The 12,307-nt window shown below is 73.6% G+C and carries 14 protein-coding genes; 11 read left to right on the top strand and 3 right to left on the bottom strand.

All coding sequences use genetic code 11. The features are described 5' to 3' along the window. Positions 1 to 21: 21 nt before the first annotated feature. A complete protein-coding gene (locus K5S26_RS05920; protein WP_308122799.1) occupies positions 22 to 1,008 on the bottom strand; it encodes an SDR family NAD(P)-dependent oxidoreductase in 987 nt (328 codons plus the stop codon). A gap of 175 nt (positions 1,009 to 1,183) precedes the next feature. Between K5S26_RS05920 and K5S26_RS05915 the strand changes: the two genes are divergently transcribed. The 5 genes from K5S26_RS05915 to K5S26_RS05895 all read left to right on the top strand — a co-directional run bounded on the left by K5S26_RS05915 (position 1,184) and on the right by K5S26_RS05895 (position 6,081). Continuing rightward, complete coding sequence (locus K5S26_RS05915) at positions 1,184 to 2,014, top strand: HAD-IIA family hydrolase (RefSeq protein WP_221856940.1); 831 nt, start codon at positions 1,184 to 1,186, stop codon at positions 2,012 to 2,014. 53 nt (positions 2,015 to 2,067) lie between these two features. Further along, the gene (locus tag K5S26_RS05910; RefSeq protein ID WP_221857391.1) at positions 2,068 to 3,252 is read left to right on the top strand and encodes an MFS transporter; all 1,185 of its coding nucleotides are present in this window, start codon (positions 2,068 to 2,070) and stop codon (positions 3,250 to 3,252) included. Positions 3,253 to 3,320: 68 nt separating this feature from the next. Then, positions 3,321 to 4,016 carry an endonuclease NucS gene (gene nucS, locus K5S26_RS05905; protein ID WP_221856938.1) on the top strand — a complete coding sequence of 232 codons (696 nt, stop codon included), beginning with the start codon at positions 3,321 to 3,323 and terminating at the stop codon, positions 4,014 to 4,016. 104 nt (positions 4,017 to 4,120) lie between these two features. Beyond that, positions 4,121 to 4,795, top strand: coding sequence for an HAD hydrolase-like protein (locus tag K5S26_RS05900; RefSeq protein WP_221856935.1), 675 nt, complete (start codon positions 4,121 to 4,123; stop codon positions 4,793 to 4,795). Positions 4,796 to 4,806: 11 nt separating this feature from the next. Next, positions 4,807 to 6,081, top strand: a complete 1,275-nt coding sequence (locus K5S26_RS05895; protein WP_308122797.1) for a hypothetical protein — start codon at positions 4,807 to 4,809, stop codon at positions 6,079 to 6,081. 83 nt (positions 6,082 to 6,164) lie between these two features. On the opposite strand, the gene K5S26_RS05890 is transcribed toward K5S26_RS05895, so the two are convergent. Beyond that, positions 6,165 to 6,371 (bottom strand): cold-shock protein, encoded by a 207-nt coding sequence (locus K5S26_RS05890; protein ID WP_135114861.1) that lies wholly within the window; start codon positions 6,369 to 6,371, stop codon positions 6,165 to 6,167. A gap of 302 nt (positions 6,372 to 6,673) precedes the next feature. Here K5S26_RS05890 and K5S26_RS05885 point away from each other — a divergent pair, with 302 nt between their 5' ends. Continuing rightward, positions 6,674 to 7,366: a hypothetical protein gene (locus K5S26_RS05885; RefSeq protein ID WP_221856933.1), complete on the top strand. Its 693-nt coding sequence runs from the start codon at positions 6,674 to 6,676 to the stop codon at positions 7,364 to 7,366. Further along, entirely contained in the window at positions 7,356 to 8,687 is a 1,332-nt protein-coding gene (locus K5S26_RS05880; protein WP_221856931.1) for an enterochelin esterase domain-containing protein, read from the top strand. The genes K5S26_RS05885 and K5S26_RS05880 overlap by 11 nt, the downstream gene beginning before the upstream one ends. Positions 8,688 to 8,726: 39 nt before the next feature. On the opposite strand, the gene K5S26_RS05875 is transcribed toward K5S26_RS05880, so the two are convergent. Next, complete coding sequence (locus K5S26_RS05875; RefSeq protein ID WP_281427184.1) at positions 8,727 to 9,674, bottom strand: CE1 family esterase; 948 nt, start codon at positions 9,672 to 9,674, stop codon at positions 8,727 to 8,729. Positions 9,675 to 9,695: 21 nt separating this feature from the next. Here K5S26_RS05875 and K5S26_RS05870 point away from each other — a divergent pair, with 21 nt between their 5' ends. From K5S26_RS05870 to K5S26_RS05855, 4 genes are all read left to right on the top strand, one after another. Further along, positions 9,696 to 10,046, top strand: a complete 351-nt coding sequence (locus tag K5S26_RS05870) for a MerR family transcriptional regulator (protein ID WP_221856928.1) — start codon at positions 9,696 to 9,698, stop codon at positions 10,044 to 10,046. A gap of 62 nt (positions 10,047 to 10,108) precedes the next feature. Continuing rightward, entirely contained in the window at positions 10,109 to 10,720 is a 612-nt protein-coding gene (locus tag K5S26_RS05865) for a hypothetical protein (RefSeq protein WP_221856926.1), read from the top strand. Next, positions 10,710 to 11,495: an SDR family oxidoreductase gene (locus K5S26_RS05860; RefSeq protein WP_221856924.1), complete on the top strand. Its 786-nt coding sequence runs from the start codon at positions 10,710 to 10,712 to the stop codon at positions 11,493 to 11,495. The genes K5S26_RS05865 and K5S26_RS05860 overlap by 11 nt, the downstream gene beginning before the upstream one ends. 109 nt (positions 11,496 to 11,604) lie before the next feature. Then, positions 11,605 to 12,252 (top strand): DUF998 domain-containing protein, encoded by a 648-nt coding sequence (locus tag K5S26_RS05855; RefSeq protein ID WP_221856922.1) that lies wholly within the window; start codon positions 11,605 to 11,607, stop codon positions 12,250 to 12,252. Positions 12,253 to 12,307 lie beyond the last annotated feature (55 nt).

Below are 12,307 nucleotides of genomic sequence, written 5' to 3'. Positions count from 1 at the left end.
TCCGAGTCGGGGAGCGCCCGGTCAGCGGGCCGCGCGGGCGGCTCGGGCGAGCGGCCACTCGGTGCCGGTCAGCCGCTCGCACTCCTGCCAGATGCGGGTGCGCACGTCCTGGTCGGTGGCCCACCGCGACGGCGTCTGCCGCACCGGCAGACCGCGCGTCCAGAAGCGCGGGCCCCAGTACTCCCCGCCGCGCACGTCCGGATCCACCAGCGCGCGCACGAGCGAGTTCGCGCCGCGCTCCTTGCTCTGCGCCACCGGCGCCTGCAGCCCGTCGCGCAGACGCTTCCAGCGGCTCGGCTCGTTGACGCCCTGCACGCGCGGCGTGCGTCCGCCGATGGAGTACCCGGGGTGCGCCACGACGCTGTCGATCGGGACGCCGGCCTCGCGCAGCCGCGCGTCGGCCTCGATGCCCAGCGCGTGCACCACCAGCTTCGACTGCACGTATGCGTGCCAGGCCTCGTAGCGGTTCTCGAGTTGGATGTCGGTCGGCTCGGCGACTCCGAGGTGCGTGGAGGCGCTGCCCAGCCACACGAGCCGGCTGTTGCGGCGGCGGTCGGACGACTTGGCGAGGGTGGTCAGCAGCTCGGCCGCCAGCACGAAGTGGCCGAGGGCGTTGGTCGCGAACACCAGCTCGCGGCCGTCGCGCGTCAGCTCGCGCGTGCGCGGCGTGTGCACCATGCCGGCGTTGAGCAGCACCCCGTCGAGGCGCGAGCGTGAGAACAGCCCGCCGCGCACCGACGCGGCGGCCGCGCGGATCGAGCCGGGGTTGCTCACGTCGAGCAGCAGCGTCTCGACCGACGCGTCGGGCACGCGGGCCTCGATCGCGTCGTGCGCTGCGGCGAGCCGGTTGGGGCTGCGGCCGCTCATCACCACGTGCGCGCCGGCCGCCGCGAGCTGCTCGCTCGCGAAGTATCCGAGGCCCGCGTTGGCCCCGGTGACGAGATACATGCGGCCTGACAGGTCCGGCAGCGAGGCCGGATCCCAGGAGGGCTCGCCTCGGTCGATCACACGGGAACGATATCCCGCCGCGGGCCGCCGCTCACCCCGACACAACGCAGGAACGGTTTCCCGTGCACGTCGATCCTGCCGCGGGATCCCGCGGGACGGCCCCCGCCGGGCGATGTGTCGTCCTGCGTTGTGTCGCGGCGCGGCGCGGAAGCGCTCCCGGTCCTACGCTGGGGGCATGGAGCGACGCGACGAGATCGAGTGCTGGCTCACCGACATGGACGGCGTGCTCGTGCACGAGAACGTGCCGATCCCCGGGGCCCGCGAGCTGCTGGCGAAGTGGCGTGACGACGGCACCGAGTTCCTGGTGCTGACCAACAACTCGATCTTCACGCCCCGCGACCTCAGCGCCCGGCTGCGCGCGTCGGGCATCGAGGTGCCCGAGGAGCGGATCTGGACGAGCGCGCTCGCGACCGCGGACTTCCTGAAGTCGCAGGCGCCGGGCGGATCCGCTTTCGTGATCGGCGAGGCGGGCATCCTGACCGCGATGCACGAGGCCGGGTTCATCATGACCGAGACCGACCCTGACTACGTCGTGGTCGGCGAGACCCGCAACTACTCGTTCGAGGCCATCACCAAGGCGATCCGCCTGATCGGCCGGGGCGCGCGCTTCATCGCCACCAACCCCGACGCCACCGGGCCGAGCGCCGAGGGCCCTCTGCCCGCCACCGGCGCCATCGCCGCGCTCATCACGAAGGCCACCGGCCGCGACCCCTACGTCGTCGGCAAGCCGAACCCGATGATGTTCCGCTCGGCGCTCAACCGCATCGGCGCGCACTCCGAGAACACCGGCATGATCGGCGACCGGATGGACACCGACATCGTCGCGGGCATCGAGGCCGGCCTCCACACCGTGCTCGTGATGACGGGCATCAGCGACCAGCGCGAGATCGAGCGCTATCCGTTCCGCCCGAACGAGGTGCTCGACTCGGTCGCCGACCTGCTGCGCCCCGCGGATCCCGCCGATCGCCTCGCCCCGGGCCAGCCGGCTGCCGAGGACGCACCGTGAGTCACGGCGCGACGCCCGTCGCGCCGTCGCTCTCCCTCACGCCGTCGCAGGCGATGCGGTGGCGCATCGCGATCTTCGCGGTGTTCGCCGTCACCGGGCTCGCGCTGGCGACCTGGGCCTCGCGCATGCCGGCGATCAAGGCGGCGCTCGGGATCGACAACAGCCACGTCGGCGCCATGCTGGCGGCGGCGGGCATCGCGTCGATCGTCGGCCTCTCGCTGGCGACGCCCGTGCTCGCCCGATTCGGCGCGCGTCGCTCGATGCTGACCCTGATGCTGGCGTATGCCGCCGGCGTCGCCGTGATCGGCGTCGGGACGGAGGTGCTGGCGTCGTATCCGCTCGTGATCGCGGGTCTCGTGCTGTTCGGGCTCGGCAGCGGCTGCACCGACGTGATCATGAACGTCGAGGCGACCGAGATCGAGCAGCTGGCGGGCAAGACGCTCATGCCGCTGTTCCACGCGTTCTTCAGCCTCGGCACGGTGCTCGGCGCGGGCGCCGGCATCCTCGCGGTGTCGTGGGGCGTCGGCGTCCTCGGCCACGCGGTGGCGGTCGCTGTCGCGATCGCCGTGATCGCGGTCCTGGCGATCGCGAACGTGCCGCGCCGTCAGGCCGTCGAGCCCGGCACGGCCGAGCCCGGCACGGCCTGGCGTGACCGGCTGCGCGTGTCGCTGTCGGCATGGGCGGAGCCGCGCACCTATCTGATCGGCGTCGTCATGCTCGGCATGTCGTTCGCCGAGGGCGCCGCCAACGACTGGCTCGCGCTCGGGGTGGTCGAGGGCCACGGCGGCGAGGAGACCCTCGGCGCCGTGGGTCTCACGGTGTTCTCCGTCGCGATGACGACGATGCGGGTGCTCGGCGGCCCGCTGGTCGACCGCTTCGGGCGCGTCGCGATGCTGCGTCTGCTGGCCGTGTCGGCCGCCGGCGGGCTGACCCTGTTCATCCTCGCGCCGACCCTGCCGCTGGTGCTGCTGGGCGCGGCCCTGTGGGGTGTCGGCGCCTCGCTGGGCTTCCCCCTCGGCATGTCGGCGGCGGCCGACGACCCGGCCCGCGCGGCCGCTCGCGTCAGCGCCGCCGCGACGATCGGCTACGTCGCGTTCCTGGCGGGCCCTCCCGTGCTGGGCGCGATCAGCGAGACGATCGGCCTGCTGAACACGCTGTGGATCATCGTCGGCCTCACCGTCGCCTCCGGCCTCGCATCGGGCGCCGCACGGCCGCTCCGCCCCGCCGACCCGTCCTGACCTCACCGAACCCGGGCCGAGCCGGGCGGGTCGCCTGGCCAGGGCACGCGGATGGATAAACTCGGTCGGTGCGCCTCGTCATCGCCCGCTGCTCCGTCGATTACACCGGCCGCCTCAACGCGCATCTGCCGCTCGCGACCCGGGTGCTGATGCACAAGGGCGACGGCAGCCTGCTCGTGCACTCCGACGGCGGGTCGTACAAGCCGCTCAACTGGATGAGCCCGCCCTGCCGCCTCGACGTGGTGGCGCCGAGCGAGGAGCTCGCGGAGACCGGCGTGACCGAGATGTGGAAGGTCACCCACCAGAAGACCGGCGACGCGCTGACGGTGCACATCTACGAGGTGCTGCACGACTCGAAGCACGACCTCGGCATCGACCCGGGCCTCATCAAGGACGGTGTGGAGGCCGACCTGCAGCGCCTGCTGTCCGAGCAGGTGGACCTGATCGCGGAGGGCGCGAAGCTCGTCCGCCGCGAGTATCCGACGGCGATCGGCCCGGTGGACCTGCTGGTGCGCGACGCGGGCGGCATGCCCATCGCGGTGGAGGTCAAGCGCCGCGGCGACATCGACGGCGTCGAGCAGCTGACCCGCTACCTCGACCTGCTGGGTCGTGACCCCCTGCTCAGCGGCATCCAGGGGGTGTTCGCCGCTCAGGAGATCAAGCCGCAGGCGCGCGTGCTCGCCCGCGACCGCGGCATCCGCTGCCTCACCCTCGACTACGACGAGATGAAGGGCATCGACTCGGGGGCGCCGCGCCTGTTCTGACAGACGGCGAGGTTGAGCGAGAGAGCGAAGCGACCGAGACGAAACCCATCGCGTCGCCCTGACGCCGCGCAGGAGGAGCCCGCGGCCTCGGTAGGCTGAGCGGTATGACGTCCTCGCCCTGGTCCTGCATCCTCTGGGACGTGGACGGGACCGTGGCGGACGCGTCGGCCGGCATCCTCCCGCGCATCACCGAGGTGCTCACGGCGATGGGCCGCACTCCCCCGGCACCGGACGAGCTGCGGCACTGGATCGGACCGCCGATGCTCGAGTCCTTCGAGCGGCGGGCGCTGCTGACGCCCGCCGAGGCCGTCGGCGCGGTGGAGGCCTACCGCGCGCTCGCGTCGCGCGACGGCTACGCGGCGTCGGTCGCGCTCTACCCCGGCGTGGCCGAGCTGATCCGCGACGTGCAGGCGGCGGGCGTGCCGCAGGCGACCGCCAGCACCAAGCCGCAGAACCAGGTGCGGGCGATCCTCGAGCACTACGGGCTCGACGACGCGTTCACGGCGATCGTGGGCGCGCGCTCCGAGGCCGACGTGCTCGACACGAAGGCGGACGTGCTGGGGCGCGCGCTCGAGGGACTGACCGCCGCCGGCGTCGACACGAGCCGGCCCGTCCTGATCGGCGACCGGCACCACGACGTCGACGGCGCCGCCGGCCTCGGCGTGCCCGTGGTCTTCGTCCGCTGGGGCTTCGGCACGCCGGGCGAGGAGGAGGGCGCCGTCGCGGTGGTCGACGATGCCGCACAGCTGCGCGAGCTGCTGCTCGCCGACGACGACTGAGGGGCCAGGACGTGACCGAGTTCGACCCGATGACCTGGGCGCTTCCGGCGTTGGTCGTGTTCAGCTCGGCCGCGGTGCTGGTCGTGGCGGTCGCTTTCGCCGTGCGGCACGCCCGCCGCGGGCCGCGGGCGCGCCGCCGGGCGACGACCGCCCTCGACCGCGCCGGCACCGCGCTGGTGCGCCTCGACGACGCCGCGGCCGAGCTCGATCTCGAGGTCGGGCTCTCGGGAGCGCTGTACGGAGGCGGCGCCCCCGCTTCCCTGCGCCGGGCTCGGATGACCGCGCAGCACGACCGCGACTCGGCCTTCGCCGACTACCGCGACGCCTCGGGCGCCGATGTCATCCCCGCGGTGGCCGAACGCGCCGCGCACGACCTGGCGCGGCGCATCGATCGCACGCTCGCTACGATCGAGGCCGCCCGGCGAGACCACCGGGAGTGGATCGAGTCCCACGTCGGCGCGACGGACCAGGTCGCCTCGGCCGAGCGACGCCTGGCCGACGTCCGCGCGCGGACGGGTGACCCGTCCGCGCTGCTGCGGGAACTCGCGGAGCGCGCCGACCGCGACGAGTGGTCCGAGGCGGCGAGGGCGGCGGACGACGTGCGGACCGCGCTCGACGAGGCCCAGCGCTGGATCGGCGAGGCGCGGGAGTCGGCCGGCGACCCCTCTCGGTCGGCGCTCGACCAGCTCGCCCACGCGGAGCGCGCCCTGCATCGAGCGGATGCCGCGTCGCGGACGCTCGAGGAGACGCATCGGCTGGTGACGCAGGCCGGTCTCGCGGTGCCCGACGAGCTCGCCGCCGCCCGCACCGCGATCCGCTCGGCGACCGCGATCCGTGCGGCGCTGCCGGCAGACGAGGCCGATCGTCTGGGCGAGGAGATCCGCCGGGCCGACGGCGAGCTCGTCCGCATCGAGGCGGACGCCGCGCGCCGACCGGTGTCGACGAACGAGGCGATCGCCCGGCTGCGCGATCGGCTGGACATGGCGCTGGCCGACGCGCGCACGGCGCAGCAGAGGCTTCGCGGGGCGCGCAGCGCGCTGCCCGGCACGATCGCCGCGGCGCGCAGCGCGGTGAGCCGGGCGGAGGCGGCGGTGCCGCCGCGCGCCGCTGGGCTCAACGCGCGCGTGCGCCTCGACGCGGCACGGCACGAGCTCGCGTCGGCGCGGCAGACGCAGGATCCGGTCGAGGCGCTGGACGCCGCACGGCGAGCCATCCGCCACGCGGAGGACGCGAAGGCGCTCGCCGACTACCGCCGCCTCGAGAGCGGGCACGACGAGGCGCCCTGACCACTCGCCCCGTCAGGCGGGCCCGCGGGGACGAGAAGGGCCCGGCGACGAATGTCACCGGGCCCTAAGAGGGAGAGATCCGCTCAGATGGGGCGGATGTTCTCAGCCTGAAGGCCCTTGGGGCCCTGGGCGATCTCGAACTCGACGCGCTGGTTCTCCTCCAGCGAGCGGTAGCCCGAAGCCTCGATTGCGGTGTAGTGCGCGAAGACGTCAGAGCCGCCCTCGTCGGGAGAGATGAAGCCGAAGCCCTTCTCCGAGTTGAACCACTTGACGGTGCCCTGCGTAGCCATTTACTGCCGTTCTATCTGTATGGAGCCGACGCGAACAATGCGCCGACGCTCCCCACGGTAACGGAGTCCCCTGCAAAGGGATAGGGTGCAGCATCTCGTGACGTAACCGTTGTACATCGTCGACGACGAACGGAAGCGGCCCTCACCGAAGGGGGGATTCAGTGAGGGCCGGACGACCGTTAGGGGGGACGTCACCGACAGAGTATCGGACATCACGACCTTTTGTCCCCCATTCGGTGGACAAATCGGGGAGCCGGGCGCCTCGGTTTGCCGTCCCGCCTGACGATGCGGACGATGGTCCCATGAGGATCGCCGCCCGCCGTATCGCGCGGCTCGCGCTCGCGGCGGCAGCCGTGTCCGCCACGCTCGCCCTCGCCGGCTGCGGCGGCGGGTTGTCGGCGCACGCCGGCACACCGTTCACCGCGTGCCTGCGCGACGCCGGGGTGGACCTGTCCCGGATGGGCACGTGGAGCCGGGACGAGGAGCGCGACGCCCTCTCGGACACCCGGGCTCTGGAGTGCGTGCTGAGCGACCTGCCCGCCGAGCAGCGGCGGGACGTGCTCGGCTGGGCCTTCCCGGAGGTCGCCCCCGACGCGCCCGCCGAAGCCCAGGCGGCGGTGGCGGACGCGGTGTGGGGCTTCCTCGTCGAACGCGAGAGTGCCGACCCCGCCACCGTGACGGACGCGGGAGCGCTGCTCGTCGCGCTCGGCATGACCGGCCCTGATCCGTCCGGCGTGCGGCACGCCCTCTCCCTGCAGCCGCACCTCGACGCGGCCGGACCGCTGTACGAGGCGTGGCGCGACACCGAGTCGTCGGCCGACGACACGACCACCCGAGCGCGCTTCGTGGACGAGCAGCTCGCGGCGGGCGGCGCGCTCGCGGAGTTCTTCACCGAGACCTCCGACGCCCTCCTCGCCGCGCAGGAGGCCGCGGACCCGCGCGACGAGGGGCGCGGGGCCGAGACGCGACCCGGAGGAGACGACCATGACGGATGACGCGACGACGACGGACACCGCGCGGCAGCCGGAGCTGCCCGGAGACGATCGCCCGGTCGACACGTGGCGCGACAGGCTCGGTCGAGAGCACGCCGAGAGCCGCCCGACCCGGCGAGGCGGAGAGCCGGTCTGGGAGCGCGTCGCCGGCCCCCTCGAGACGGCCTGGTCCGTGCCCGCCGACCGTGCGAAGCTCGCCGAGGAGGCGCTGTCCCGCCCGAACCCGCTCGTGGCCACCGATGCCGACGGCGCCGTGTGGACCTGGGTGGTGCCGGAGCCGGACGCGAGGGCGGTGCTGCTGTGGCTGAACGCCGACTTCCCCCACGATGACGTCGCGGCCGCCGAGCTCACCCGGCTGGCCGGATCCGACCTGTGGACGATCTCGCTGCGGCTGCCCGCCGAACTGCGCACGTCGTACCGGATCGCCGCCTGGCGGGACGCCGACGACCCGCCATGGCGCCGCGCGACCGGGCGCCGCCCGGTCATCCTCGCCGCCATGGGCGCCGCCGGGCTCGACCCTCGTGGCGCCGACGTCGTGGGCGGCTCCCGAGGAGAGACGTCCTCGGTGGCCGCGGGCCCCGCTGCACCGGCCGAGCCGTGGCGGGAGGGGCCACGGCACCGCCCGGCGGCCTCACGTGTCGAGCCGCTCGAGCTCGGCGCCGGCGAACGGGCGTGGACCATCGTGCCGGAGCATCACGCGGGGCCCACTCGCCTGCTCGTGCTCTTCGACGGCCAGGTCTGGCTGGACGGCGTCGGGCTGCCTGCGCTGCTCGACGAGGCCGTCGCCCGGCGTCATGTCGAGCCTCTGCACGTGGTGCTGCTCGACTCGCACGACACCGACACGAGGTGGGACCGGCTCGGGGTGCCCGGCGGCCAGGTCGACGTGGTGCTCGACCGGATCCTGCCGGCGGCACGCGCGCGGTACGACGTCGATCCCCGTGGCGAGGCGACGATCGTGGCCGGCCAGAGCCTCGGCGGCATCGCGGCGGCCTGGACGATCGCGCTGGCGCAGGGAGAGGTGCAGCACGCGATCGCGCAGTCGCCGTCGCTGTGGCGCTTCGACGTGGCCGAGGCACTGCTGGCCGAGCCCGCCTGGCGATCGCTCTCCCTCTCGGCCGGCAGCCGCGAGGGCCACATGCTGGACGACGCGCGCGCTCTCGAGGCGCGCTTGCGCGCCGACCCGCGCCTCGCCTCGCGGTCGGTGCACCTCGCCGCCCTCACGGCGGGGCACGACTGGGCGTCCTGGCGCGCCGACCTGCTCTCCGCTCTCGCGGGCCTCCCGCCGCACGAGCAGGTGCCGAACCGCCCTTATGGGACGCCGTAAGGGCGGTTCGGCACCGGATCTCGCGCTCGGGCGGGGCACTCAGCGCCGACTCGTGCGATCGGCCGCCGCGATCACCTCGGCGACGATCTCCTCGATGCCCCGATCGCGACCGGTGCGGCCGAGCACCCTCGGCGCCGGCCGGGCGCCGGGCACGGTGTGGCCGCCGCCCAGCACGGCATACGACGTCACGGGGGCGCTGCCGGCCTGCCGGTAGGCCGTCTCGCGGATGCGGGCGTTGCGGCGGCCCGGGGAGCGCTCGGGCAGGAGCGCCGTGGTCGGCTCAGCCGTGACGCCGTTGCGGCGGGCGAAGTAACGCGCGGTCTCGGCGGCGGAGAGCGTCACGCCGCCGACCTTGAACATCGCTCGCGCCCACCAGGACATCCGACCGCCCGCGAACGGCACGATCCGGTCGGCGGTGCCGTTGACGAGCGCGATCGGGACGGAGCGGTCCGACTCCTCCGAGAAGCCCGCCAGGAAGCCGGCGCGGTCGGGCATGGCAGCGGCGACGATCACCGCGCCGGACAGCAGCTCGGGCGCCTCGTGGAGGAGGCGGAACACCATCTGACCGCCGTTGGAGTAGCCCACGGCGGTCACCGCCTCCCTGTCGATGCCGTGGGTGCGCTCGACCGCGTCGACGACCGCCCGAGCGAAGGCGACGTCGTCGACCTGCTCCGTCCGCGCGGGGAAGGCGCTCTCCGCGCGCGCGTCGTTCCAGTTGCCTCGGTGGCCGTCGAGGTACGCGACGACCGCGCGCCCGTCTTCGGCGAGCGCGTCCAGGGCGCCTCCCGTGAAGCGACGGTACGACCGTCCGTCCTGCTTCGAGCCGTGGAACACCAGCACGAGCGCCCGATTCTCGGGGCCCCCGCATCGCCGACCACCGTGAACGAGCGGGTCCGGCCCGCGACAGAGACAGTTGCACCCATCAGATCTCCTCCGACGGCTCGGGCGCGTCTCGCCCGGCCTTCGCGCGACGCTATACTTTGACATCATGTCAAGGTCAATTCGGCGATGAGGATCGGTGAGCTGAGCCGCCGTAGCGGCGTGAGCCCGAGATCGCTGCGCTACTACGAGCAGCACGGCCTGCTCTCCGCGAGCCGGGAGGCGAACGGCTACCGCGAGTACGACGACGCGACGGTCGAGCGGGCGGAGACCATCCACATGCTCTTCGGCATGGACTTCCCGCGCGATGTCGTGCGCTCGGTCCTCGCATGCACGGGCGACAGCGCCGACACCTCGCACGACGTGCTCGCCGGACAGCTCGAGCGGGTCCGGTCCGAGATGGCGGAGCGCATCGAGAGGCTCACCGACACGCATCGCCAGGTGAGCGCCTTCCTCGACGCCCGCGCGGAGCGGACCTGATCCGGACCGCGCTCGCACGGAGACTTCTCGGACAGGAGTCCGAGAAGTAGTAGTCTGACCGCATGCCGTCCACCGAGCAGGGTCGCCTGGAGCGCGACGGGGCCGACCCGCGCAGGCAGCGCACGAAGGCCTCGATAGCGGCGGCGGTGGACGCGCTCAGCCGCCGGGCGGAGCCGCTCACCGTCGCCGCCGTCGTCGCCGAGGCGGGGGTCAGCCGATCGACCTTCTACGCCGCCCACGACGGGCTCGGTGCCGTGCTCACCGAGACGATGACGGCGATCTTCGGCGACATCGGCAGTCTCGACCTCGCGCTGCGCGATCGGCAGAGCCTGCGCGACACCGCCGAGGCGACGACGTCCGCGCTCGTGTCCGCGTTCGAGGCGAACCGCCCCCTGTGCCGGGCCGTGTTCGCGTCCGACGCCGGCCCAGAGGTCCTGGCCGCCCTGCGCCGCACGTTCGCGCAGCAGGCCGAGGAGACGATGCGCATCGCCGCGCCCACGGAGGTCGACCCGACGGCCGCTGCCCGCTACGTGGCGGCCGGGACCCTGACCGTCCTCGCCGACTGGGCGCTCGACGACTCCCCCCTGCACCCCGACCGGCTGAGGGCACAGCTCGTGTCACTCCTGCCCATGTGGATGCTCCACGATGAGAAGGACGACACGAATGACACGTAAGTACCTGGTGACCGGCAGCGCCTCCGGAATCGGGCTGGCGACGGCCAGCCGTCTCCGCGAAGAGGGTCACACCGTGATCGGCGTCGACATCGCCGGCGCCGAGATCAATGCCGATCTGAGCACCGCCGAGGGGCGCGCGGAGCTCGTCGCGCAGGCCACCGCTCTCAGCGACGGCGTGCTGGACGGCGTCATCGCGGTGGCGGGACTGGTCGCACCGAAGCCCGTCACGGTCGCGGTGAACTACTTCGGCGCGGTCGCCACGCTCGAGGGGCTCCGCCCGCTGCTCGCGGCCTCCACCGCGCCCCGCGCCGCCGTCGTGGCGTCGCTGGCCGCACTCGAGGACGTCGACGACCGCCTCCTGCAGCTGCTCGAGGCCGGCGACGAGGCCGCGGCGCTCGCGCATGCGGACGCTCTCGGGGCGACGGCCAACGCCGCGGGATCGTCGGTGCTGTACACGACGTCGAAGCTGGCCGTCGCGAGGTGGGTCAGGCGCGCCGCGCCGACCGCGCCGTGGGCGGGCGACGGCATCGCGCTCAACGCCATCGCCCCCGGCGTGATCGAGACCCCGATGACGAAGGCGGCGCTCGAGACGGAGGAGGGCAGGAAGGCGCTCGACGAAGGCGCCCCCGCCCCCTTCAACGGCCCCGCCGCGCCGCCGACGGCTCCCGCCGCGCTGCTCGACTGGCTCACGAGCGCCGACAACGCATACGTGACCGGGCAGGTCGTCTTCATCGACGGCGGCGCTGAGGCCATCCGCCGTCCCGAGCTGGTCTGACGCGGCGAGCGCGCTCGCCCGGCCGGCCGGCACGCCCAGCCGGCCGGGCCGCGCACCCGACCGCGAGACGTAGGGTGGCATCAGCCACCAGACGAGGAGCGGGGGACGCGTGAACGCCACCGGCCTCCTCTGGATCGCGGCGACGGTCTGGTATCTGCTGTGCGAGGCGATCACGGCCTCGGTCTTCCCCGGCTACGACTACGCGACGTTCTACATCAGCGACCTCGGAGTCGCGGAGCACGCCGAACTGCAGGGCCGCGTGCTGGAGTCGCAGATCCCCCAGGTCATGAACGCCGGGTTCATCGGCGCCGGGCTGCTGTTCTTCGTCGGGCTGGCGCTGCTCGTGCCGCAGCTCAGCGCCAGCAGGCTGCGCGTCCCGATGCTCGTGCTCGGCGCCCTCTACACCGCCGGCATCACCTTCGTCGGGCTCGTCCCGGGCTCGCCGAGCAACGTCGACAACGGCCTGATCGTCTTCCACGCGGCGGGCGCGGTCGCGGCGATCGCCGCCGGCAACGCGCTCAGCATCGTCTCGGTCGGACCGTTGCGCTTCCTCGGCGCGGCCCGGCGCATCGGGCCGGTGCTGGGAGCGATCGGCTTCGCGTCGGCCGCGCTGCTCGTCGCCCACGTCGCGCTGCCCGACGGTGTCTGGGAGCGCGGCGCCGTCTACACCTTCATGCTCTGGCAGCTCGTCGTCGGCGCCCTGCTGCTTCGCGGTTCGAAGACTCCCGCCGAACGCTCACCCGAGCGCCGGGAGTGACCGCGGTCGCAGCGGCCGACGCCACGACGCACCGTCGAGCGGCACAATGGAACGG

This window comes from Microbacterium marinilacus (genome assembly GCF_019753765.1).
Taxonomy (GTDB): Bacteria; Actinomycetota; Actinomycetes; order Actinomycetales; family Microbacteriaceae; genus Microbacterium; species Microbacterium marinilacus.
The sequence above is the reverse complement of the archived record's forward strand: the minus strand, read 5'-3'. Positions and strand labels throughout refer to the sequence as shown.